This window comes from Microbacterium sp. BE35, from assembly GCF_031457705.1.
GTDB classification, from domain to species: Bacteria; Actinomycetota; Actinomycetes; order Actinomycetales; family Microbacteriaceae; genus Microbacterium; species Microbacterium trichothecenolyticum.
Map to the genome: position 1 here is coordinate 801792 of NZ_JAVDXD010000001.1, position 23481 is coordinate 825272.

Sequence of the window (23481 nt, forward strand, 5' to 3'; positions counted from 1 at the left end):
TCGTCGGAGACCGACTCTCTGGAGTCACGGCGACGCGCCGGCTCGACGGCTCGACCGCCCATCATCGTGGCGCGCGGGCACTGATGCCACACTTACCCCGTGGACTCCGGTTTTCTCGCCAACCTGACCTGGTCGCTCGCGGCGCTCGTGCACGCCGCGATCGTGATCACCGCGCTCATCGTCATCCCGCGCGGGCGAAAGCCCACGGCGGCGATGGCCTGGATCCTGCTCATCGTGATCCTGCCGGGCGTCGGTGTCGTGCTCTACCTCGTCATCGGCAATTTCCGCCTGCCGGCGAAGAGGCGTGCCGAACAGGCGCGCATCGACGAGATCATCCGCAGCAGGGTCACCGACAACGCGCTGGACGAGACGGATGCCTCGTGGCCGCGGTGGTTCCAGCGCGTGGTGCAGCAGAACCAGACGCTGACCGCTCTTCCCGCCTCGTCGGGCAACGAGGCGACGCTCCTGCCGCACTACCAGGAGTCGATCGACGCGATGGCCGCCGAGGTCGACACGGCGAAGGACTTCGTGCACATCGAGTTCTTCATCGTCGGATGGGACGACACCACCCGCGGATTCTTCGCGGCGATGGAGCGTGCCGTCGCCCGCGGCGTCACCGTGCGCCTGCTGGCCGACTACGTGGCGACCAAGAAGGTGGCCGACAGCGACAAGATGCTGGCCGAGCTCGACCGCATCGGCGTGAAATGGGCGTGGATGCTCCCGGTCGAACCGTTCAAGGGCAAGTACCAGCGCCCCGACCTGCGCAACCACCGCAAGATCGTCGTGGTCGACGGACGCGTCGCGTTCATGGGCTCGCAGAACCTCATCGCACGGCATTACGACTCGCCCAAGAACATCAAGCGCGGCCTCAAGTGGCAGGAGCTCATGACACGGCTGACCGGCCCGGTCGTGGCATCCGTCAACACCGTCTTCCTGTCGGACTGGCTCATCGAGACCGGCGAGGATCTGTCGCAGACGGCCCAGGTGCCGGCGGCGCAGCTGCCGGTGTCCGCGGCGCCCGATGCGCTGCAGTGCCAGGTCATCCCGAGCGGACCGGGCTACGACACCGAGAACAACCTGCGGCTGTTCCTGTCGCTCATCTACGGCGCGACCGAGAAGGTCATCTTGACGAGCCCGTACTTCGTGCCCGACGAGGCGATGGTCTACGCCATCACGAGCGCCTGTCAGCGCGGCCTCGAGGTGCAGCTGTTCGTGTCCGAGATCGGCGACCAGTTCATGGTGTGGCACGCGCAGCGGTCGTACTACCAGGTGCTCCTCGAGGCGGGCGTGCGGATCTTCCTGTACCCGGAGCCGTTCATCCTGCACTCGAAGCACTTCTCGATCGACGACGACATCGCCGTCATCGGCTCGAGCAACATGGACATCCGCTCGTTCAGCCTCAACAGCGAGGTCTCCCTCATGGTCCGCGGCGAGTCCTTCGTCGCCGGCATGCGCGAGGTCGAGCAGGCCTACCGCGACGCCGGCCGCGAGCTCACCCTCGACGAGTGGCGCCGCGAGCCCGCCAAGGCCACGTTCCTCGACGGCCTGATGCGCCTCACCTCTGCCCTCAACTGAGGTTTCCGGGGACGGATGCCTCGGCCCGAGGCATCCGTCCCTTCTCGTGTGTACGCCGGCGGCGTCACCTTCTCCTCATTTGAGGACCATGGCCGAGATGAGGTCGACTCTCGCCGATCCCGTCCTCATCTCGGCAGAAATCCTCAGTTGAGGAGCAGGCGCGGGCGTCAGGCACCGCTCGATTTCACCTCCTCCCCAGGGCGCACATAGCGGCGGTTCTCACCGGATCGCCGTCGGCGCGGTGAGTCCACGGCGCGAGGCATCCACCCTGAATCGATGAGGACAGGGACTTCGGAGCCGGCGTGGATGCAGCGGCTGCAGGCGCAGAACGGGATCGCCCGCCAGTCAGCCCTCCTCGGCAGGGACACCAACAAAAGAGATCTGGCCGATGCGGTCGCAGAAGGGTCTCTCTCGCGAATCCGCCGATCCTGGCTGGCGCTGCCAGGCGCGGATCCGCAGCTGGTCGCCGCCGCACGCGCAGGAGTCGTTCTGGGGTGCATCACGCGGGCTCAACGGCTCGGATTGTGGGTGCACGGCGGCACTGCACGGCCGCACGTCTGCGCTCCGCCGAGCTCTGGAGGCGTGCGGCCGGAACTGGAGCAGAGCACAGGACGCCCGAAAGCGATCACCCACTGGTTCGTACCCGTCGTCGCTCGCACGCCGCATGTGCTCGAAGACGGGATCGAGAACACCCTCGTGGCGGTCGCGCAGTGTCAACCCTTCGAACACGCTCTTGCCGTGTGGGAGTCTGCGCTCAACAAGGGCCTGGTCGACCGCGACGTGCTCGCGCGCCTCAGACTGCCTGGCCGTGCCCGCGACATCCTCTCCGAGGCGACGCCCTTCGCCGACTCGGGGCTCGAGACCATCGTGCCGCGACGGCTGCGCTGGCTCCGGCTGCGGATCCTCCACCAGATCTGGCTTCACGGCCATCGTGTCGACTTCCTCATCGGCGACCGGCTTGTTCTGCAGATCGACGGTGGCCACCATGTCGGCCCCCAGCGCGAGTCCGACAACCGACATGATGCCGAGCTCATGCTCCGCGGCTACCACGTGATCCGCGTCGGCTACACCCAGGTCATGGATGACTGGCCCTCTGTCCAGCAGCTCGTGATGAACGCCGTCGCCCAGGGACTGCACCTCGCTCGCTGAGGCCGGGATCCCACCGCGGCTCGGCGCCGTCAGCAGGGCCGTGCCCCGGCGCACTGACGAGCGAGCTCCTCAGTTGAGGAGCTGCACCCAGATGCGGAGTCTTCCGGGGCCGACGATCCTCCACTCGGCGTCGCTCCTCAATTGAGGACGATCGCGCGCGGCCGCCGGAGCGGCGGAACGTCGCACCGCGGGCCGGGGACTCAAATCCGCTTCCTCGAACGAGGAGATGCGCCGAGATGCGGAGCATCCGTCCCTGTGCGGTCCTCGACTCGGCAGCGCTCCTCAATTGAGGAGGGGGAAGGGCTGCGCGCCACACAGGATGCGCGGCGCACACGAGATGTGAAGACGGATGCCTCGGCCCGAGGCATCCGTCCCCCATCCGCAGAGGACCCGCTAGACCTTGAGGTTCTGCCGTGGCACCACGACCTCGCGGATGATCAGCAGGATCGATGCCATCACGGGCAGGGCCACCAGGACGCCGACGATGCCGGCGAGCGCGCCGCCGGCGAGGGCACCGATGAGGACGAGGGCGGCGGGGATCTCGATCGCCTTGTTCATCACGCGCGGGCTCACGACGTAGGACTCGATCTGGATGTAGACGAGGTACGCGATGAAGAAGATCAGCGCCTGCGTCGGGCTCGTGAACAGCGCGATGATCGACGCGAAGATCCAGAAGATCACCGAGCCGAACAGCGGGATCAGCGTCACCACGAATGCGATGACGGCCATGAGCGCAGGGAACGGCAGCTGGATCACGACGTGCAGGACGAAGACCACGGCCGCGTTGATCGACGAGAGGATGACCGACCCGATGAGGGCGCTGCCGACGGAGTCCGTGATCCGCTCGGTCAGGTCGGCGAGGCGCACGCGGCTGTGCGCCGGAGCGAGGTCGTAGAAGGCGCGCTTGGCGGCCGTCAGCGACGCGAGGAAGTACAGCGTCAGCGCGATGACGACGAAGCTCGCCGAGATCGCCGCGACGAACCCGACGCCGACCGCCAGCACACCGCCGCCGAGGGCCGCGAGGGTCGACGGCGCCGAGATCCACTCGGCGATCTGCTCGAGGGCGCCGAGCACCGCGACCTGAGCGTCGGGGGCGAGCCGCGCGAACCACTCGGATTGCGGGATGTTCTCGACGAGCTCGGGGATCGCCTGCACCAGCTGCACGATCTGGGCGATGACCGGCGGCAGCACGAAGACGAAGAACGCCACCATCACCAGCGCGAAGCCGCCGAAGACGATCGCGATGCCGGCGCCGCGCTTGACCTTGTGGCGCTCCAGCATGCGCACGATCGGGTCCAGCCCGACCGCGAGGAACATCGCCAGGATGATGTAGACCAGGATCGTCGAGATCGACCCGATCGCCGAGCCGAGCACCAGCGCGCCGAGCACGCCGATGGTGACAAGGAACCCCGTTGCGAGCGGATGGTCGAGGCCGGTCAGCACCTTGGCGAAGCGACGGGGGCGCTCCTGCTCCACCGCGACGACCTCGTCGGCGGACACGGACGACGAGGCAGGTTCGACGGGGTCGGTCATGCCCCAATGATGGGGCCTGTGAACGCCGCGGGAACAGTCCCACGCGGCACGGATTTTCCTTGCTCGTCTGCCGCGTTTAGGTAGTACGGTTCTGCCAGGGGATGACCACGATGTAATCGATCCCTTCGACAATCGATTCCGACGGCTCGTCCCGTCGAGGAAGCTGGTGTGACATGGGTGGCGGTATCTGGGACTTCATCCTCTGGTTCTTCTGGATCTTCGTCTTCGTCGCGTACCTGATGGTGCTGTTCTCGATCATCGGCGACCTGTTCCGCGACGACTCGCTCAACGGCTGGCTGAAGGCCATCTGGATCCTGTTCCTGATCTTCGTCCCGTTCCTCACCGCGCTGGTCTACCTGATCGCGCGCGGCAGCGGCATGCAGAAGCGCTCCATCGCCCAGGCGCAGGAGCTTCGCGCCGCACAGGACGCCTACATCCGACAGACGGCAGGCTCCGGCGGCTCCAGCGCGACCGATGACATCGCGAAGGCCAAGTCGCTGCTCGACTCTGGCGCGATCTCGCAGGCCGAGTTCGACGCGCTCAAGGCCAAGGCGCTGGCAGCCTAAGCCGGCACCGGAACAGGAGAAGACATGACGACCTTCGACTACGGCCCGATCGAGTTCTACGCGATCGGGTTCGAGGGCGACCGGCCCGGTCCCGCAGTGCTCCAGGCGATCGACGACCTCGTCGCCGCCGGTACGGTGAACGTGCTCGACCTCGTGTTCGCGCGCCGCTCGCCCGAGGGCGAGATCGAGGTGCTCGAGCTCTCCGACACGATCGACGACGGCGCTCCCGCCCTCGACCTCGCCGGACTCGCGGGCCAGGACGACATCCTGTACCTCGCCGAGAACCTCGAGCCGGGTTCTTCGGCCGCGATCCTCGTCGTCGAGCTCCTGTGGGCGAAGTCGTTCGCCGCCGCGCTCTACGACGCCGGCGGCGCCGTCATCGCCCGCGAAGGCATCCCGGCACCGATCGTCAACGCGTTCCTCGCCGAGAACGCGGACTGAAGGAGGAGAGACACATGCCACTCGGAAGAATGGGCCGTCCCGGCCTGATCGGCATGGCCGCCCGCACCGCTGTCGTCGCCGGCACGGCGACGGCCGTCTCGGGCAGCGTTGCGCGCCACCAGCAGCAGAAGTACTACGACCAATCGCAGCAACAGGCCTACGAGGCCCAGGCACAGCAGGCGGCCATGGACCAGGCGGCGGCGCAGGCCGTCGCCAACGCCCAGGCCGCGCAGGCGCCCGCGCCGGCGGCTGCGCCCGCTGAGGACGACCTGATGGCCAAGATCACGCAGCTGGCGCAGCTGCACGCTCAGGGCATCCTGTCGGACGAGGAGTTCTCGGCCGCGAAGGCCAAGCTGCTCTCCTGACGCACACCGTCGAGAAGGCCGCGCTCCCCGCTCGGGGACGCGGCCTTCTTGCATGTGGCGGGACGGATGCTGCACCCCGCCGGAATGCCCCGATTCAGCCGCCGGGGCGGTCGTCGCCGCCGTCGCCGAGACCCCCCGCGTGCCGCTCCGACCGCGGGGCCCGCGGCGAGCCGGGCGATTCGTCCGCGTCAGACCGCGCGAGAGGATCCTGGCCACCGATGTCGCGCGACACGTCGTCCCCAGGCGGGGCGCCAGGTGCACCGCCGACGGGGCCGGCAGGCAGGGCGAGCGCGTCGATCCTCTCGATCAGCGCGCGCAGCTGCGCGCGCGTCGCGGGCTCCTCGTCGTCGTGGTCGCGGGCCGCACGCTCGAGCACCCACGATGCAAGCGTCGCCGTGATCACCCCGGCCAGCGCGACCCCGCCGAACATGAGCCCGACGCCGACCCATCGGCCGGAACCCGTGACGGGCGTGTAGTCGCCATAGCCGGTCGTCGTGACGGTCACGCACGACCACCAGATCGCGATGTCGAACGTCGTGATATTCGCGCCGGGCGCGTGGCGCTCGGCCTCGAGCACGGCAAGCGACGCGATGTAGATCAAGATCAGCGATGCGCCCACGCCGTAGACGAGGATCTGCGTGCGCAGCACTCCGCCGGCCGTCGTCTTCATCCCCGGGATATGCGTCAGGAACCGCAGCAGGCGGACGAGCCGCAGCACCGGAACCAGAGCGAACGCCAGGGCGGGCAGATGCCTGCGGAACCACAGCCGCTTGTTGTCGGCAAGGCTGAGACGCACGAGGTAGTCGGCGATGAACATCGCCCAGGTGACGAGCACCACGACTGTGGCGATGGTCCAGGCGGCTCCTTGCAGGTCCCCGATCACGCGCCACGAATAGGCCACGAGGTACGCGAGACTCGCGATGATCAGCGGAGTCTGGGTCCGCTTGTGCCAGGTGCGCTCGTCCACAGCCGAATCATGGCGCATGCCCGCTCCGCGGTGCGCGTGGACGCGCCCCACGGTGCGGGATCGTGTCGCGCGCGATCCTCGCGGTGGTGACCCCCTGCCGATATCGTGTGCCCATGCCCGGCCCCTCCACCCCCTCGCCCGCACCGGCCACGCCGCCGGGACCGCAGCTCACCGTCCGCCGGCTGATGCTGCTGTCGATCCCGGCGATCCTCATCGGCGTGCTCTCGGCCGTCAGCCTCTGGGGCCTCAACCAGATCGCCGGCCAGCTCGAAGACGGGCTCTGGACGAGCCTGCCGAAGTCGCTGGGGATCGCTTCCGATTCGCCGTGGTGGATCTTCGCCGTCCTCACCTTCACCGGAATCGCGGTCGGGCTCGTGGTGTGGCTCGTGCCCGGGCACGCCGGTCCGGACTCGGCCACCACCGAGCTCGCGGCCACCCCTCTGCCGCTGTCCGTGCTTCCCGGCCTGGCCGTGGTGGTCATGCTGAGCCTCGCGGGTGGCGTGAGCCTCGGGCCTGAGAACCCGATCGTCGCCATCAACGTGTCGCTCGCCGTCGCCATCGTGGCCCGGATCTCGAAAGCGGTGCCTCCCGCCCTCATCGGGGCGCTGGCCATCTCGGCGACGATCGGTGCGCTTTTCGGTACACCCGTCGCTGCGGCGCTCGTCTTCACCGGAATGGTCGGCGAGTTCAAGATGGGCGGCTCCCTGTGGGACAAGCTCTTCCTCCCGCTCGTCGCCGCCGGGGCGGGCTCGGTCACGACCTACCTGCTCGGCGGCGGCTTCGGAGCTCAGTCGCCGTTCGATCCGTACGGTGCGCCGCAGCCGTTCGACCTGCTGCAGGGCGCGCTGGTCGCGTGCGCCGCGGCCGCGTTCGGTCTCGTCGGGATCTATCTGTTCCCGCTCGTGCACCGCGCCTTTCACGCGCTGCGGCACCCGCTGCTGTTCACGGCGCTCGGGGGGATCCTGCTGGGAGCCCTCGGCGCGATCGGTGGTCCGATCACCTTGTTCAAAGGCCTGGACCAGAGCGCACAACTGCTCGCCGACCCCAGCGCCTACCCGCCAGGGCAGCTCAGCGTCATCCTGCTCGTCAAGCTCGCGGCGCTCGTCGTGGCGGCCTCGGCGGGGTTCCGGGGCGGCCGCATCTTCCCCGCGGTCTTCCTCGGCGTGGCGGCGGGCCTGCTGGGCGGGGCGCTCCTGCCAGGCCTTCCGCTCTCGCTCGCCGTCGCCTGCGGCATCCTCGGTGTCGTGCTGGCGATCGCGCGCGACGGTTGGGTCGCCCTCTTCGTCGCCGTCGCACTCGTGGACGACATCACGGTGCTGCCGATGCTCTGCATCATCGTGCTGCCTGCATGGCTGGTCGTGACGCGGGCGCGCGAGATGCTCATCACGCCCGACGACCTCGCGCGCGAGCGCCCACCCGCCCGCCTCCCGTGGGAGCAGCCGGCCTCAGTGCGCTGAGGCCGACTGCCGCGAGTCCTGCTGCAGCGCCGCCGCGTTGCGGATGAACAGCACGATCCACGTGAACACGAGGATGCCCGCCACGAGTTCGACCGCGGTCAGCGTGTAGTAGCCGATGAAGAAGAAGACGGCGAGCAGCAGGGTGACGGCGAGGAAGAGCCAGCCGAGCACGACGAAGGCCCGCGAGATGCCCGTGATCCACTTGGGGAGCGCGATGACGAGCACGCCGAACGCGGCGACCATGCCCGACGCGACGCCCGTGTGCAGCGCGAAGAACCTGTCGACCGGGAACAGACCGACCATCCCGAGGAACACGCCGAGCACGATCAGCGTCACGCGCACACGCCCGATGCCCTTCGGGTTCGACGTCGGGATGCCTCGCGTCGAGTAGCGGGCGAGCGTCGTCACGAGGAAGCCGGCGACGATGATCGTGATGTTGAACGCGAAGGCCGAGACGTTCGACGACATGCCGAGGGCGCTGAGGTTGTCCTTCCACCAGTCCGGGTCGCTCGCGGTCAGCATGCTGGCGAGGACGCCGAACACCAGGAACACGGCGAGCACGACCGCGAGCAGCTGCAGGTCCATGTGCGTGGCCGAGTAGAACGCGATGTAGCCGCTCATCGCGGCGGTGGCACCCGCGAGGAGCAGCACCGGCAGAGCGAAGACCGTCGCGCCGATGAAGGCTTGCTCGAGGATCACGGCGAGCAGCGTCCACCCGAGCAGCGCGATCACGCCGTGCGCGAAGGCGAGTGCCGCGATGTCGACGTAGTCCAGCACGCGCAGGCGGTGGCCGCCGTCATGGCGGTGCACGACGAACCGGCCCGCGATCACGGACAGGAAGGCGACGACACCCGAGGCGATCGCGGCGAACTGGCCGACCGAGCCGGGACCGGAGATCGGCGCCGCCTGGAACTGGAACGCGATCAGGGAGACGAGGGCGACGAGGACGAACGAGATCGCACCCACGCCGAGGGCGAGCGACTCGAGCGATCGCTCGCTCGACGCGTCGAAGACTCCCGCGCTCCGGCGAGGCGAGGCGGGCTGGGCGGGGGCGGGCCGGTCGAGCGAGGTCTGGGTCATCGAAGGCTCCGGGAGGACTCGAGGGTGCGGGCGAGAGGTCGGTCAGGCGTCGGTGAGTGATTCGCGGGCGGCGGACGCCGGGGTGGCCGTGCGGTCTCCCGACAGCCACCGCAGCCATAGTGAGCCAGGGTCGCCCTCGAGCACCAGCGTCCGCACGAACAACGTCAGCGGGATCGAGAGGATCGCACCGAGCGGGCCGATCACGAAGGTCCAGAACACGACCGAGAAGAAGCTCAGCGTGAGACTGAGGTCGACCGCGTCGCTCACGAACTTCGGCTGCACGAGCACCTGGAGCACGACGTTGACGACGCAGTAGATCGCGATGACCGCGAGGAACATCGGCCATCCGCCGACGACGAACGCGAGCACGGCCGGCGGGATGAGGCCGAGCACGAACCCGATGTTGGGGATGAAGTTCGTCACGAACGCGAGCACCGCCCACACGATCGGCGCGGGAACGCCGAGGGCCCACAGCGCGAGGCCGTCGATGATCGCGACGATCGCGCCGAACGACGCATTGACGACGTAGTACCGGCGGACCCCGGTGTTGAGGCGTCCGATCCGGGCGAGGACCGGGCGGCGGCCGGGGCCGAAGACCCGCTCCGCGTCGCGGTACCGTGCGGCGTCGGCCGCGGTGAAGATGATGTACGAAACGACGAAGAACAGGGCCGTGACCACCCCGATCACCGTGCCGCCGATGCTCCCCACGAGACCCAGCAGCGCCTTGGGGTCGAGCACCGAGGCCGCAGCATCCGTCGCCTGCTGATCCAGCCCCGCCGACTGGAGCCATGCGAGGAACTCGTCGAGGCTGCCACGCAGCTGGTCGAGGTAGTCCGACACGAGGCCCGCGAACTGCACGCCGGCGACCCACAGCAGCACGCCCATGACAACGAGCACCAGGTACGCGAGCAGGATCACGGCGGTAGTGCCCGCCCAGCGCGGCCAGCCGCGCCGTTCGAGCGGGCGCCGGATGGGCTCGCAGATCACGACGAGGACGATGGCGAGCGCCAGCGGGCCGATCAGGCTCCGCGCGAAGTACACGCCCGCGAGCACCACCACGCTGGCTGCGAGCACCAGCAGCACGCGCAGGCTCGGCGTGATCGCAGGCGGTGGAGCGGGCTGTGCGGCGCGGGTCACGGCGTCAGGGTACCGCTCTTACGGGCCGGCGCCGGTCAGTGCCACACTGGGCCCATGTCTACGATCGACGACTCGCCCATCGGCCGCACGTGGGCCCCTCTGCCGTCGTACGCCGACCACATCGCCGATGGCCGCGCCGCCCGCGAGCACACTCCGCGGGAGTCCCTCGCCGAGCTGCCGACGAACGACCGCGACCCGATGGGGATCCTCGACGCGCAGGACGCGGACCGGGTCCCCGAGCTCGTGCCGGTGCGCACCGAGCGCATGGCGGCGAGCGCCTTCGCCTTCTACCGCGGGACGGCCGCCCTCATGGCCGCCGACCTGGCGCGTTCACCGTCGAGCGGCGTGAGCGTCGGGTCGTGCGGCGATGCGCACGTGTCGAACTTCGGCCTGTACGCGTCGCCGCAGCGCACCCTCGTGTTCGACCTCAACGACTTCGACGAGTCCGCCTGGGCACCGTGGGAGTGGGACGTCAAGCGCCTGGTCACCAGCATCGTCATCGCCGGGCAGTCGACCGGGCGCGCCGAGTCCGTGGTGCGTGAGGCATCGCTGGACGCGGTGCGCGTCTATGCGCGTGCGATCGGCACGGGCGCCAAGCGCAGCCCGCTGAAGCGTTACTACGACCGCTTCGACGCCATGGCCGCCGAGCGGGCCGTGGACGACGACACGCGCGCCGCCATCGACTCCGCGATCAAGGAAGCCGAGAAGCGCACCGGCGCCCGCGCGGCGAAGAAGATGACACAGGTCGACGCGGAGGGCAGGGTCGTCTTCGTCGAAGCACCGCCGACGATGACCCACATCGACGCCCAGTCGGAGGAGCGGGTCCTCAGCGTGTTCGACCAGTACGTGCAGTCCGCCAACATCGACATCCGCGCGCTGTTGCAGAAGTACCGCATGTCGGACATCGCCCTGCGCGTCGTGGGGGTGGGAAGCGTCGGCACGCGGTGCTTCGTGATCTCGATGCAGGACGGTGACGACGGTGTGCTGCTCCTGCAGGGCAAGGAGGCGGGCGAGAGCGTGCTGATCCAGTACGGGAAGGCCGAGCAGCCGGACGTCGTGACGCGGTTCATCGACCAGTACGGCGACGGCGGCCGCGTGGTCGGCATGCAGCGCATCCTGCAGTCGGTGTCGGACCCCTTCCTCGGCTTCGTCCGCCGCACGACGTACGGCGCGCAGCGCGACTTCTATGTCCGTCAGTTCCGCGACAAGAAGGGCGGATTCGACATGGACGAGCTCGACGACTCGGCGTTCCTCTGGTATGCCGACGCGTGCGCGGCGACGCTCGCCCGGGCGCACGGCCAGTCCCCCGCCTCCGCCGCCGTCGCGGGCTACGTCGGCGGAGGTCGCGTGGCGGGCGAGGCGATCCTGGAGTGGGCGTACGCGTACGCCGACCTCTCGCGGGCCGACTGGGAGCTGTTCCGCAAGCACCGCAAGGTCGACGCGGCGAACTGAGGCTCAGCGGCGGTTCTGCAGCCGCAGGCGCAGCGACGCGACCAGCATCTCCAGACCGATCTCGAAGGCGGCATCGCTGCGCTCGGCGCCGTGCGCGGCATCGGTGATCAGTCGTCCGAGCGTCGCCGTGGGCACGGTCGGCTGCCAGATCTCGTCGGGGGAGGCGAGGTCGAGGCCGAAGCCGATCGCGTAGGCGTCGACGATGGCCACGATCGCGAGCACCTCGTCGTCGGGCACGCCCGCATCGACGAGGGCGGTGGCGAGCCGGTCGTAGCTGCCGATGACACCGGGATCGGTGATCGTCTTGCCGACGATGAGCGGCACGATGAGCGGGTGATCGGCGTACAGGCGACGCAGACCCCGCACGGTTCCTGTGACGATCTCGTCCCAGTCCCCCGTGACCGGCTCGGGGAAGTACCGCGCGCCGAGCCGCGAGCGCATGAGCTCGATGATGGCGTCCTTGCCGTCGACGTGGTTGTACAGCGACGACGGCGTGACCCCGAGCTTGCGGGCGAGGGCGTTCACGCCGAACGTGTCGCCGGAGTCGGCGAGCTCGATCGCGGCATCGGCGATGAGATCGACCGACAGCAGGTTCACGCGAGGACGCGGCATCCGTCTCCCTCCCTCGCGGTCAGCCTAGCTTCGGCGGTCTGCCGTAATCGGGGCTTCCCGGATCCGTCACACCCGTGCAACAATAAACGAATACCGTTCGTTTACCGGCCAGGCTGGCCGGGTGTCGCACACCGTCGTGCAGGAAACGACAGAAGGATCCCGTATGAACGACCTCACCGCCCGCGTGCCCCTGCGGTTCCCGACCGCAGCCGCGACCTTCGCCATCGGCATCGCCGGCTACCTCGGCGTCAACCTCTCGCCCTACATGATCACCGCCCTGCAGACCGGGTTCGCCGTCGACGTGCTCACCGCGAGCTGGATCGTCACCGCCACGCTGCTCGCGACGGCGATCACCGGCCTCGCGACCGCGCCGCTGTGCGCCGGGGCGCGCCGACGCATGGTCGCGCGCATCGGGCTCGCGGCCGGGCTCGCAGGGTTCGCCGCGGCGGCGCTCGCCCCGTCGGCGGGCGTCGCGATCACCGGACTCCTCGTCGGCGGCGTCGGCGCCGGCTGCGCTGTCGCCGCCGCGGGCGCCGCACTCGCCGCGTTCCGCAACCCGGACCGTGTGGCGGGGTTCAACGGCCTCGCGAACCGCGGTGTCATCACCATCGTGCTCGCGGTGATCCCGGTCATCGGCCTCGCTCCGATCGACGTGTTCGGCGCGCTCGCACTGTTCTGCCTCATCGGCCTGGTCGCGGTCGGCTGGCTTCCGGTGGCGCCCGTCGTCGACCCGCAGGCAGGCGCCGCGGTGCCGGAAGCCATGCCGGTGACGGTTCCCGAGACGGGCGCCGTACGCAGCCCTCGCGCGCGCACCGCCTCGCGCACCGTGACGATCGCCGGCTTCGCGCTGCTGGTCACCTTCGCGCTCTGGGCGGCGAGCGAGGACTCCCTGTGGGCCATGGCCGGCGTCATGGGCGGCGAGCAGGCGGGACTCACACCGGAAGGCTTGGGTCTCGCGCTGAGCGGCGCGACCGCCGGCGGGCTCGTGGGCTCCGTGCTGCTCATGATCGTCGGCAACCGGCTCGGCCGCGCGGTCCCCCTCGTGGTGCTGCTCGTCGCCGGCGGCGCCCTGAAGATCGCGCTCGGCTTCGCAGGCGACCAGACGGCGTTCATCACGCTCTTCATCGTCTGGAACACCATCTACGCGATCGCCTTCATGTACTTCGTCTCCACCTCGGCCGCCCTCGACGCGGACGGCCGCTGGTCGGGCCCCCTGCTCGCGGTCTACCTCGTCGGGTCGGCGCTCACGCCGGTGATCGGCGCGGCGCTCGTCGAGGCGTTCGGCTACCAGGGGTTCACCGTCGTGCTGGGCGTGGCGAGCTTCGTGCTCGCGATTCCGGCGGCGATCGTCGCGACGATCTCGACAAGGGTGGAATCGGATGCCGCGGCCGGGGCCGCTGTCGAGACCGCTGCGGCGGAGACCGAGGAGCTCCACGCATGACCGCCACCATCTACACCGGAGGACGCATCTTCACCGCGGGCGCGGAGCCCTGGGCGGAGGCGCTCGTCGTCGCCGCGGACGGGGTCGTGTTCGCAGGCGACGCGGAGGGCGCGCGCGCCGCGGCGGGCGCGGATCCCGCCATCGTCGACCTCGGCGGCCGGCTGCTGCTCCCCGGGTTCACCGACGCCCACACGCACCTCGTGATGATGGGCGAGGCCCTGGGGCGCGTCGGGCTCACCGACGCCCGCACGCTCGCCGACATCCAGGAGCGCCTCCGTGCCGCACGGGCGGCGCAGCCCGACGCCGCACGCGTGCTGGGCCGCGGATGGCTGTTCGACTCGGTTCCCGGAGGCAGGCCCACGGCCGCCATGATCGACGCCGCGGTCGCGGACGTGCCGGTCTACCTCGACGCCAACGACTACCACTCGTGCTGGGTGAACTCGGCGGCCCTCGCCGAGCTCGGGATCACCCGCGACACCCCCGACCCCCTGGGCGGGCGCATCGGCCGCGACGCCGACGGCGAGCCCGACGGCATGTTGTACGAGACGGCCGCGCAGACGCACGTGTGGGCGTTCCTGGCGGCGGAGACCGATGACGCCGCCCGCGACGCCGCGGTCGAGCGCACGCTCGCGGCCTATGCCGCCACCGGCGTCACCGGAGCGGTCGACATGGCGTTCGACGACCTCGGGCTCGCGGCGTTCCAGCGGGCAGCCGAACGGCGCGGCGGGCACCTGCCGGTGCGCGTCGCCGCCCACTGGTTCGTCGAGAACACCGGCGACGAGGCGGCGAACCTCGGCCAGGTCGCCCGGGCCGTCGAACTGGCCGAGACGGTGCGCTCGCCCTGGCTGCGGATCGTCGGCATCAAGCTCGTGATCGACGGCGTGATCGATGCGTGCACGGCCGCGATGCGGCATCCGTATTCCAACGGCTCGAACGCGGAACCCATCTGGTCGCTCGCCGACATCACGCCGGTCGTCGCCGCCGCCGACGCGGCGGGGCTGCAGGTCGCGCTGCACGCGATCGGCGATCTCGCCAGCGGCATCGCCCTCGACGCGCTCGAGCACGCCGCCGAGGCGAACGGCGACCGCCCGCGTCGTCACCGCATCGAGCACCTCGAGTACGCGTCGCCCGGCACAGCCGAGCGCATGGCGCGACTCGGGGTGACGGCATCCATGCAGCCCGTGCACGCCGACCCCGCCATCTTCGACAACTGGGCCGCGATGCTCGGCGACGAGCGCGTCGACCGAGCGTTCGCGTGGCCCGAGTACGTCGACGCCGGCGCCCTGCTCGCCTTCTCGACCGATGCGCCCACGGCGCCCCACGAGGCCCTTCCCAACATGTACATCGCGGCGACTCGCCGCTCCGCCCTCGACGACTCGTTCGCCCCGCGGCACCCGCAGTTCGCGCTGCCGCTCGCCCAGGCGCTCGGACACGCGACGAGGGATGCTGCTGCCTCCGTGGGCGATGGCGCGACGCGCGGGCGGCTCGAGGCGGGGCTCGCCGCCGACTTCGCGATCATCGACGCCGACCCGTTCGCGGACGGTCCCGAATCGCTGCTGACCGCCCAGGTCGTGCGCACTGTCATGGCCGGCGAGACGAGATACGACGCGGGAGTGCTCTGACCGCTATCCGGTTGACGGCGGGTGGGTCGCGAGCCATTCGGCCGCGACCCGCTTCGTGACCTTGAGCAGCCAGGCGTCGGTGATGACCTCGCGCAGCTGCTCGAGATCGATGCCCTCGAGACACACGAGCACGGCCGGGTAGCCGTCGAAATGCGGGATCGTGAAGAACGCGTCGGGGTAGGTCTCGAGAAGGGCCTCTTTGACCTGCGCCCCGTCGGTGCGCACGCCCACGACGTCGCCCGGGGGCCACCCGCGCCCGAGCGCCGCCAGCTGATCGAGGTCGCGGCCGCTCGGGCCGCGCTGCCACACGAACGCCCCCGCCGGCGTGCGCCAGCTCGCCCCGCCGCGATGGCCGTCGACGCGCTCGATCACACGCGGAAAGCCGAGCGCGACGGCGCGGACGTCGTCGAGTGTCGCCATGCCCTCCATCATGCGCGCTATGCCGGCAGGGGGCGAGCTGTTGATTGTCCGGTTGATCGGGACCGATAGGGTACGACTACCGAGCGGCGCGCCTCCTCGCGCCCCGGGGGGAGAGGGGCCTCGCGCATGCCACGATTCGATCGCCCACGCCTGCGACGCGTCGCCGCCGGGATCACCGCGACACTGCTCGCCGCCACCGGCGCAGTCGTCGTGGGAGCGATCGAACCGCAGACCGCCTCAGCCGCCTATCCCGAGTCCGTCAACCCGTTCGCGATCGCGGGCGGCTTCACCGTCTATGCGCGCCAGAACGCCCTGCTGCAGAACCAGGAGACCGAGGGCAGCATCGCGGTGGGCGGGACCGCGACGGTGCAGGGCAGCAGCGGGCAGTACACGATCGTGCACGTCGTGGCCGGCACCGGGAATTACGACCTCCCGACCGTCGACGGCGACCCCACCCGGTTCCTCGTCGGTGAATACAGCACCGCGAGCACCGGCATCCTGGCCATCACGAGCGCCGGCACGACCGACCCGACGTTGTGGGGCGACCTCAAGATGGTCGACCGCGACGGCGGCTGGGAGGCCTTTGCACGGGCAGACTGGCTCCGGCTCAACCAGAACCGGTCCAACGCCGACCAGACTCCCCTCATCGACGCCACCCACCAGACGTATCCGACGAGCGCAGCGCCCCCGGCGGGTGCGGCCGGCAACGGGAGCATCTACACGGCGAACATCTCCGACACCGCGGTCGCCGACTACGTCGAGGCGAACCGCGACGCGTCGTGGGAGGAGGCGTCGAGCTGCTTCGACGGCATCGCCGACCCTGGAACCGGCGTCGGGTATCCGGTCGGGGTGGCCGAAGACGCGGGCGACCGCGTCGTGCTCGAGGAGCTGAGCCCCGACCAGCCGAACGTCGTGGACTACTCCGCCATCGAGGGCGCGTCTCTCATCCAGTTCTCCCCCGGACCGACGCCGGGAGTGTCGAACCCGCTCGTGATCCGGGTGCCCGCGGGGACGACCGAGGTGATCGGAGCGCGCGCCGATCCGCAGGGCGTGCACTCGCCGTACATCGTGTGGGACCTCTCGCAGATTTCCGGCGACGTCACCGTGACAGCCGGTCAGGCCCGCATCGACGGCTCGATCTACGCGCCGAACGCGTCGGTCACCGTGAACGCCGCGCCGCTGGACGGCCAGGTGATCGGCCAGAACGTCACCATCCAGGGCGGCGAGGTCCATTCGTTCCTCTTCTCGGGCGAGATCTCGTGCAACGACGCGAGCGGCACGTTCACCGTGCGCAAGGAACTCGACGGCATCGAGTCCGGCGATCTCCCGGAAGGCACCACGTTCACCGTCAACTACCGCGCTGTCGACCCGGACGGCAACGTCACCGTCGGCACGCTCGAGGTGCCGGCCGACGGCACTCCGGTCGCCGCCGGCGAGCGATTCCCGGAGGGCACCCAGGTGAACTTCGAGGAGATCGCGCCCGAGACGGTGCCGGGGTGGGAATGGGGGGATGCCACGATCGCACCCGACCCCCTCATCATCGGGACGGGCACCGCCCAGGTGGTCGTCACGAACACGGCGACGCAATCGACGGGCACCTTCAGCGTCTCGAAGTCGATCGACGATCCGTCGGGCGAACCTCCGGCGCTCGAGGGGACGGTGCCCGTCACGTGGATCGCGCGATACGGCGGCGAGCAGATCGGCACCGGCACCATGAACGTGCCCTTCACCGGCACGCCCGTCGTTCCGGTCGATGGGAACGGCGCTCCGATCCCCTTCCCGGTGGGCACCCGCATCATCCTCACCGAGAACCTCGACGGAATCGATCCGCCGCCGGGGTACGACTGGAGCGGCATCGGGTGGAACCCCGGGCGCTCGTTCGTGATCACCGAGGCCGACACGACCAGGGCCGTCGAGCTCACGAACATCGTCACCCCGACCGACGACGGCCGGACGATCACGATCGTGAAGTCCGCGACCGGCTCGGCCGCGGACCCGCGGTTCGGCTACGAGGTCACCTACAACACGAACCCCGCCCCTGAGCGGGCGACACTTCCCCTGCCGGTCGGCGAGCCCCAGCTGATCGAGGATCTCGAAACGGGCGCTGAGACACTGGAGCTGGCCGAGCTTCCACCGACGTTCGAGGGCGCTACCGTGGCGAACGTCGGCGACTGGGCGCCGCCCGTCTTCAACGTCACGATCGACGGCGTGACGACTCCCTACGAGCCGGACGGCTTCGGCGACATCGTGGACATCCCGCTGCCCGCCGACTCGGACGCCGACGTCGAGATCGAGGTGACGAACGCGCTCAAGGAAGGCACCTTCACGATCTCGAAGGAGTTCGACGGTGTCCCGCCCGACCAGGTGCCCCCGGGTCTGGAGTTCAGCGTCGCCTGGACGGCGTACTTCCCGACGACGGAGCCCGAGGACGTGATCCAGCAGGGAGTGCTGCGGGTCCCCGGCAACGGCGAACCCGTCGGCCCTGTCGACGACGCGGGCGAGCCGCTGCTGTTCCCCTACGGCACCGTCGTGACGTATGAGGAGCAGGCCGCGCCGACCATCCGGCACCTCTCCTGGCTCGGCGCCGCGTTCGACCTCGACCGGCTCACGATCGGCGTCGACGACCAGGCCGTGGTGCACGCGACACTCACCAACGACGCGTCGCTCATCGAAGGAACCTTCCTCGTGCAGAAGAACATGGACGGCATCGATCCGGGCGACCTGCTCGTCGACTCGTTCACGATCGACTACGTGGCGCATCTGCCGAGCCGAGATGTGCTGGTGGGCCGGTTCGAGCTGCCCGCAGACGGCACGCCGACGGGTCCCGTCGACGATCAGGGCGACCCGATCTCCTTCCCGATCGGCACGATCGTCAATCTCCTCGAAGAGGAGCCCGACGCGTCGGCGCTGCCACCGGGCTACGAGTGGGGCGAGACCACGTGGAGCCCGTCGAACTTCGTCGAGATCGGGCCGGAACAGACCCCTCCGGTACTCGAGGTGACGAACTCCGTCGTGGCCATGACGCGCTGGGCAGTCACGAAGGTCGTCGCGGGCAGCGGCGCGTCGTCGCTGCCGGCGGGGACCACGTTCCCGGCCGACTGGTGGCTGACCGGTGTCGCCCAGCCCCGCATCGAGCTCGAGCCGAACGTCACGATCACATCGCCGTACTTCCCGGTGGGCACCATCATCGAAGCACGCGAGGCGGATCTGCCGTCGATCCCTGGCGTGGACTGGGGGACGCCGACGTGGACGGTCGACGGCGAGGCCCTCGTCCCCGACGAGGACGGCAAGGTCACGCTGCCGATGTCGGGTGTGCGCACCCCGCAGACGGCGGAGCTGACGCTGACCAATACCGCGACGACGCGTCCGCTTCCGGCGACCGGCGGCGGCGGGCTCTCGCCCCTCGTCCCGCTCGGAGCCGTCGGCCTGATCGCCCTCGGCGTGCTTCTGGCCGCCCGACGCGCGCGACGCACCTGACGCACCGCCGCGAACGAACGCGAAGAGGGAGGGGACGGCATCCGTCCCCTCCCTGTTCGGTGAATCAGCCCGCCGGGCTCTCGTCGGGAGGTTCGCTCTGCTGCGCGAGCGACGCGCGCGGCCGCCACACGACGACCTCGGTCGCGCGGCGGACGCGAGTGCCATGGCGCAGCGTCACGACGGAGCCGGTCGAGCCGGCCGCGAAGACGCGGGCGCCCGGCCGCTTCTCGAGCTCTGCGCGCATACGGTCCTCGAGGTCGCGGACGCGGCCGTGAAGCTCCTGCACCCGATTCTCGAGCTCGAGGATGCGCACGATCGCCGGGAGGCCGATGCCGTCCGACGACATGCGGGCGACCTCGCGGAGCTGCTCCACGTGGCGCAGCGAGTAGCGCCGCGATCCGCCCTGCGTGCGGGCGGGCACGACCAGCCCGAGCCGGTCGTACTGGCGCAGCGTCTGCGGGTGCATGCCCGACAGCTCGGCGGCGACGGCGATCGCGAAGATCGGGGCATCCTCATCGATGTCGTCCTCGGACATTCTCGTCACCTCCTCATCGCTCACCAGAACAGGAGATCTCGCCAGCACAGGACGCTTCGCGCGGAATCGTCCTGGTCTCGCCAGATCTCCTGTTCTCGGCAAGCATCTCAGCCCTGCGCCTTGGCCATCAGATCGGCGCGCGGGTTCTCCTTCGACTCGAGGCTCTGGAAGCGCTCGAGCGCTTCGCGCGCAGCCTCGTCGAGATGCGACGGCACGGCCACCTGCACCTCGGCGAGGAGGTCGCCTGTGCCCTTGGCCGTCTCGACACCGCGCCCCTTGACGCGCAGCACGCGGCCGGACGGCGTGCCCGGCGCCACGCGCAGTCGCACCGGATCGCCGCCGAGCGTCGGCACCTCGATGGTGGCGCCGAGCGCGGCCTCGGTGAACGTCACCGGCACGGTGACGCGCAGGTTCAGCCCGTCGCGCGTGAACACCGGGTGCGGACGCACGGTGACCTGCACGACGATGTCGCCGTTCTCGCCGCCGTCGGGCGAGTGACGCCCGCGGCCGCGGAGCCGGATCTTCTGCCCGTCCGAGACGCCGGCGGGGATCTTCACCTTGAACGGCTTGCCGTCCTCGCCCTGCAGCGTGATGGTCTCGCCCCTGGTCGCCGTGACGAAGTCGATCGTCGTACGCGCCGTGACGTCGGCGCCGCGCGTCGGGCCGCCGAAACCGCGGTAGCCGCCGCTCGGCTGCCCGAAACGCCCGGAGCCGAAGCCTGTGCCGCGCTGCTGCTGGTTGAACATCGCGAAGATGTCGTCGAGGTCCTCGGCACTCTGGTAGCGCGCGCCGCGGCCCTGGTTGAACATCGAGAAGACGTCCTCGAAGCCGCCGGCGCCGCCCGGGCCACCCGAGGTGAATCGAGCACCCGAGCCCATCGCGCGGATCTGGTCGTACTCCTTGCGCTGCTCCGGGTCGGAGAGCACCGAGTACGCCTCGCTGACCTCCTTGAACTTCGCCTCGGCGGCCGCGTCGCCCTGGTTGGAATCCGGATGGTAGGTGCGCGCGAGCTTGCGATACGTCTTCTTGAGGTCCGCCTCACTGACGTCCTTCGAGACGCCCAGCACCGAGTAGAAGTCCTTGTCGAACCAGTCCTGACTGGCCATGCAGCCTCCTTCGGGCTAGTCGGCGGGAACCGCGACGACGACCTTCGCCGGACGCAGCTCCACCGCGCCGAGGCGGTAGCCGATCTCGACGACCTCGACGATCGTGGTCTCGGTCGCGCCCGGCGTCGGCACCTGGAAGATCGCCTCGTGGTGCTGCGGATCGAACGCCTCGCCGGCGGCACCGTACGTGGTGAGCCCGATGCGCTCGGCGACGCCGCGGAGCTTGTCGGCGATCGCCGCGAAGGCGGATCCCTGCTCCAGGTCGCCGTGCTTCTCGGCGCGGTCGAGGTCGTCGAGCACCGGCAGGATGCCCTTCGCGACCGCGCCCTGGGCTCGCTCGATCTCGACCTCGCGCTGCTCCTCGGTGCGGCGGCGGTAGTTGGCGTATTCGGCCTGCAGGCGTTTGAGGTCGTTCAGCAGCTGCGACTCGAGGTCGGCGAGCACGGCGTCCTCGGCCGCGGCGTCGGCGTTCTGCGCGGCGCCGAGGATGTCGTCGACCGTGAGCTCGTCATCCTCCCCGTCCTGCGGCGCGGGGCCGGAGGCGTTCGCCTCCGACCCCACACCCTCAGGCCGGACCTCGTCGCCGTCGCCCGGTTCTTCGACCGGTTCCGGGTTGTGGTCCTTGTTCGCCATGGTTACTTCTTCTCGTCTTCTTCGTCGACGACCTCTGCGTCGACGACGTCCTCGTCGGAGTCGGTCGGAGCCTGGCCGTCACCGGCGTCGCCGGACGCAGCATCCGGAGCAGACTGCGAAGCCTGGCTCGAGGCGTAGATGGCCTCGCCGAGCTTGCCCTGGCTCTGGTTCAGCTTGTCGAACGCGGCCTTCACGGCGTCGTCGTCCTCGCCCGCGAGCGCGGTCTTGAGAGCGTCGACGTCGCCCTGCACCTCGGTCTTCACCTCGGCGGGGAGCTTGTCCTCGTTCTCCTTGATGAGCTTCTCGATCGAGTACGACAGGGTCTCGGCCTGGTTGCGCACCTCTGCGGCCTCACGACGCTTCTTGTCGTCGGCGGCGTGCTCCTCGGCCTCGCGCACCATGCGCTCGATGTCGTCCTTCGGCAGCGACGAGCCGCCGGTGATCGTCATCGACTGCTCCTTGCCGGTGCCCTTGTCCTTGGCGGACACGTGCACGATGCCGTTCGCATCGATGTCGAAGGTGACCTCGATCTGCGGGATGCCGCGCGGAGCCGGCGCGATGCCGGTCAGCTCGAACGTGCCCAGCGGCTTGTTGTCGCGGGTGAACTCGCGCTCGCCCTGGAAGACCTGGATCGCGACCGACGGCTGGTTGTCGTCGGCGGTCGTGAAGGTCTCCGAACGCTTCGTCGGGATGGCGGTGTTGCGCTCGATGAGCTTCGTCATGATCCCGCCCTTGGTCTCGATGCCGAGGCTCAGGGGGGTGACGTCGATGAGGAGGACGTCCTTGCGCTCACCCTTGAGGACGCCGGCCTGAAGGGCGGCGCCGACGGCGACGACCTCGTCCGGGTTCACGCCCTTGTTGGGCTCCTTGCCGGCTTCCTTCATCACGAGCTCGGACACCGCGGGCATGCGGGTCGAGCCGCCGACGAGCACGACGTGGTCGATGTCGCCGACCTTGATGCCGGCCTCGCGGATGACGTCCTCGAAGGGCTTCTTGGTGCGGTCCAGCAGGTCCTTGGTGAGGTCCTCGAACTTCGCGCGGGTGATCGTCTCCGACAGCGACACGGGGCCCGAGTCGGTCAGCGACAGGTACGGCAGGTTGACCGAGGTGCTCGTCGACGAGGAGAGCTCCTTCTTCGCCTGCTCGGCGGCCTCCTTGAGGCGCTGCAGCGCGATCTTGTCGCCCGAGACGTCGACGCCCGTCGTGTCCTTGAACTGCTTGATGAGGTAGTCGACGAGACGCTGGTCCCAGTCGTCGCCGCCGAGACGGTTGTCGCCGGCGGTCGCGCGCACCTGGATGGTCGAGAAGTCGTCGTCCTTGCCCACCTCGAGGAGCGAGACGTCGAACGTGCCGCCGCCGAGGTCGAAGACGAGGATGAGCTCGTCCTCCTTGCCCTTGTCGAGGCCGTAGGCCAGGGCGGCCGCGGTCGGCTCGTTGATGATGCGCAGGACGTTGAGGCCCGAGATCTCGCCGGCCTCCTTGGTGGCCTGGCGCTCGGCATCGTTGAAGTACGCGGGGACCGTGATGACGGCGTCGGTGACGGTGTCGCCCAGGTACTGCTCGGCGTCGCGCTTGAGCTTCTGGAGGATGCGCGCGGAGATCTCCTGCGGCGTCCAGCGCTTGCCGTCGACGTCGAAGCCCCAGTCGGTGCCCATGTGACGCTTGACCGACGAGACGGTGCGGTCGACGTTCGTGACGGCCTGGCGCTTCGCGGTCTCGCCGACGAGCACCTCGCCGTCCTTGGTGTACGCGACGACCGACGGGGTCGTGCGGAAGCCCTCGGCGTTCGCGATGACCTTGGGCTCGCCGCCCTCGAGGACGCTCACGACCGAGTTGGTCGTACCGAGGTCGATTCCAACAGCACGTGCCATGTGTATCTCTCCTTCATGGGGGCGCAGACGGATGCTGCCACC

The 23481-nt window shown here is 69.7% G+C and carries 20 protein-coding genes; 10 read left to right on the top strand and 10 right to left on the bottom strand.

Translation table 11 applies throughout. The features are described 5' to 3' along the window. The first annotated feature begins 99 nt into the window (after nt 1–99). Together cls and J2Y46_RS03485 are read left to right on the top strand one after the other, a co-directional pair. On the top strand, nt 100–1575 hold the full coding sequence (gene cls, locus J2Y46_RS03480) for a cardiolipin synthase (RefSeq protein WP_310240248.1): 1476 nt from the start codon (nt 100–102) through the stop codon (nt 1573–1575). A gap of 582 nt (nt 1576–2157) precedes the next feature. Beyond that, entirely contained in the window at nt 2158–2724 is a 567-nt protein-coding gene (locus J2Y46_RS03485) for an endonuclease domain-containing protein (protein WP_310240250.1), read from the top strand. Between the two features lie 393 nt (nt 2725–3117). Here J2Y46_RS03485 and J2Y46_RS03490 read toward each other — a convergent pair whose 3' ends face one another. Continuing rightward, nucleotides 3118–4257 (bottom strand): AI-2E family transporter, encoded by a 1140-nt coding sequence (locus tag J2Y46_RS03490; protein ID WP_310240251.1) that lies wholly within the window; start codon nt 4255–4257, stop codon nt 3118–3120. A gap of 173 nt (nt 4258–4430) precedes the next feature. Between J2Y46_RS03490 and J2Y46_RS03495 the strand changes: the two genes are divergently transcribed. The 3 genes from J2Y46_RS03495 to J2Y46_RS03505 are packed head-to-tail and all read left to right on the top strand — an operon-like array spanning nt 4431 to nt 5629. Continuing rightward, nucleotides 4431–4823 (top strand): SHOCT domain-containing protein, encoded by a 393-nt coding sequence (locus J2Y46_RS03495; protein ID WP_045299354.1) that lies wholly within the window; start codon nt 4431–4433, stop codon nt 4821–4823. A 24-nt stretch (nt 4824–4847) separates the two neighbouring features. After that, complete coding sequence (locus J2Y46_RS03500; RefSeq protein ID WP_310240253.1) at nt 4848–5264, top strand: DUF6325 family protein; 417 nt, start codon at nt 4848–4850, stop codon at nt 5262–5264. 29 nt (nt 5265–5293) lie between these two features. Then, nucleotides 5294–5629, top strand: a complete 336-nt coding sequence (locus J2Y46_RS03505) for an SHOCT domain-containing protein (RefSeq protein WP_310241087.1) — start codon at nt 5294–5296, stop codon at nt 5627–5629. Nucleotides 5630–5723: 94 nt separating this feature from the next. On the opposite strand, the gene J2Y46_RS03510 is transcribed toward J2Y46_RS03505, so the two are convergent. Then, nucleotides 5724–6596 carry a potassium channel family protein gene (locus J2Y46_RS03510; protein ID WP_310240254.1) on the bottom strand — a complete coding sequence of 291 codons (873 nt, stop codon included), beginning with the start codon at nt 6594–6596 and terminating at the stop codon, nt 5724–5726. 113 nt (nt 6597–6709) lie between these two features. On the opposite strand from J2Y46_RS03510, the gene J2Y46_RS03515 reads away from it, so the two are divergent. Continuing rightward, nucleotides 6710–8053, top strand: coding sequence for an ion channel protein (locus J2Y46_RS03515; protein WP_310240256.1), 1344 nt, complete (start codon nt 6710–6712; stop codon nt 8051–8053). Here J2Y46_RS03515 and J2Y46_RS03520 read toward each other — a convergent pair. Together J2Y46_RS03520 and J2Y46_RS03525 are read right to left on the bottom strand one after the other, a co-directional pair. Beyond that, on the bottom strand, nt 8042–9133 hold the full coding sequence (locus J2Y46_RS03520) for a DUF998 domain-containing protein (protein WP_310240258.1): 1092 nt from the start codon (nt 9131–9133) through the stop codon (nt 8042–8044). The genes J2Y46_RS03515 and J2Y46_RS03520 overlap by 12 nt on opposite strands. 42 nt (nt 9134–9175) lie before the next feature. Continuing rightward, on the bottom strand, nt 9176–10270 hold the full coding sequence (locus J2Y46_RS03525) for an AI-2E family transporter (protein WP_310240260.1): 1095 nt from the start codon (nt 10268–10270) through the stop codon (nt 9176–9178). Nucleotides 10271–10324: 54 nt separating this feature from the next. Between J2Y46_RS03525 and J2Y46_RS03530 the strand changes: the two genes are divergently transcribed. Next, the gene (locus J2Y46_RS03530; RefSeq protein ID WP_310240261.1) at nt 10325–11722 is read left to right on the top strand and encodes a DUF2252 domain-containing protein; all 1398 of its coding nucleotides are present in this window, start codon (nt 10325–10327) and stop codon (nt 11720–11722) included. Nucleotides 11723–11725: 3 nt separating this feature from the next. Here J2Y46_RS03530 and J2Y46_RS03535 read toward each other — a convergent pair whose 3' ends face one another. Further along, nucleotides 11726–12334 carry a TetR/AcrR family transcriptional regulator gene (locus J2Y46_RS03535; protein WP_045299372.1) on the bottom strand — a complete coding sequence of 203 codons (609 nt, stop codon included), beginning with the start codon at nt 12332–12334 and terminating at the stop codon, nt 11726–11728. 163 nt (nt 12335–12497) lie between these two features. Here J2Y46_RS03535 and J2Y46_RS03540 point away from each other — a divergent pair, with 163 nt between their 5' ends. Then, nucleotides 12498–13775, top strand: coding sequence for an MFS transporter (locus J2Y46_RS03540; RefSeq protein WP_045299373.1), 1278 nt, complete (start codon nt 12498–12500; stop codon nt 13773–13775). Beyond that, on the top strand, nt 13772–15397 hold the full coding sequence (locus J2Y46_RS03545; RefSeq protein WP_310240263.1) for an amidohydrolase: 1626 nt from the start codon (nt 13772–13774) through the stop codon (nt 15395–15397). Before J2Y46_RS03540 ends, J2Y46_RS03545 begins: the two co-directional genes overlap by 4 nt. A gap of 3 nt (nt 15398–15400) precedes the next feature. Here the strand turns inward: J2Y46_RS03545 and J2Y46_RS03550 are convergent, their stop codons facing one another. Then, nucleotides 15401–15817, bottom strand: coding sequence for a hypothetical protein (locus tag J2Y46_RS03550; RefSeq protein ID WP_310240265.1), 417 nt, complete (start codon nt 15815–15817; stop codon nt 15401–15403). A gap of 126 nt (nt 15818–15943) precedes the next feature. Between J2Y46_RS03550 and J2Y46_RS03555 the strand changes: the two genes are divergently transcribed. Continuing rightward, nucleotides 15944–19294: a DUF5979 domain-containing protein gene (locus tag J2Y46_RS03555; RefSeq protein WP_310240266.1), complete on the top strand. Its 3351-nt coding sequence runs from the start codon at nt 15944–15946 to the stop codon at nt 19292–19294. A 64-nt stretch (nt 19295–19358) separates the two neighbouring features. Here J2Y46_RS03555 and J2Y46_RS03560 read toward each other — a convergent pair whose 3' ends face one another. The 4 genes from J2Y46_RS03560 to dnaK form a co-directional block, all read right to left on the bottom strand. Beyond that, nucleotides 19359–19829 carry a heat shock protein transcriptional repressor HspR gene (locus J2Y46_RS03560; protein WP_045299379.1) on the bottom strand — a complete coding sequence of 157 codons (471 nt, stop codon included), beginning with the start codon at nt 19827–19829 and terminating at the stop codon, nt 19359–19361. Nucleotides 19830–19936: 107 nt separating this feature from the next. After that, complete coding sequence (locus J2Y46_RS03565; protein WP_045299381.1) at nt 19937–20935, bottom strand: DnaJ C-terminal domain-containing protein; 999 nt, start codon at nt 20933–20935, stop codon at nt 19937–19939. 15 nt (nt 20936–20950) lie between these two features. Then, a complete protein-coding gene (locus J2Y46_RS03570; RefSeq protein ID WP_045299383.1) occupies nt 20951–21568 on the bottom strand; it encodes a nucleotide exchange factor GrpE in 618 nt (205 codons plus the stop codon). Between the two features lie 2 nt (nt 21569–21570). Continuing rightward, the gene (dnaK, locus tag J2Y46_RS03575) at nt 21571–23439 is read right to left on the bottom strand and encodes a molecular chaperone DnaK (protein ID WP_045299385.1); all 1869 of its coding nucleotides are present in this window, start codon (nt 23437–23439) and stop codon (nt 21571–21573) included. Nucleotides 23440–23481: the final 42 nt, after the last annotated feature.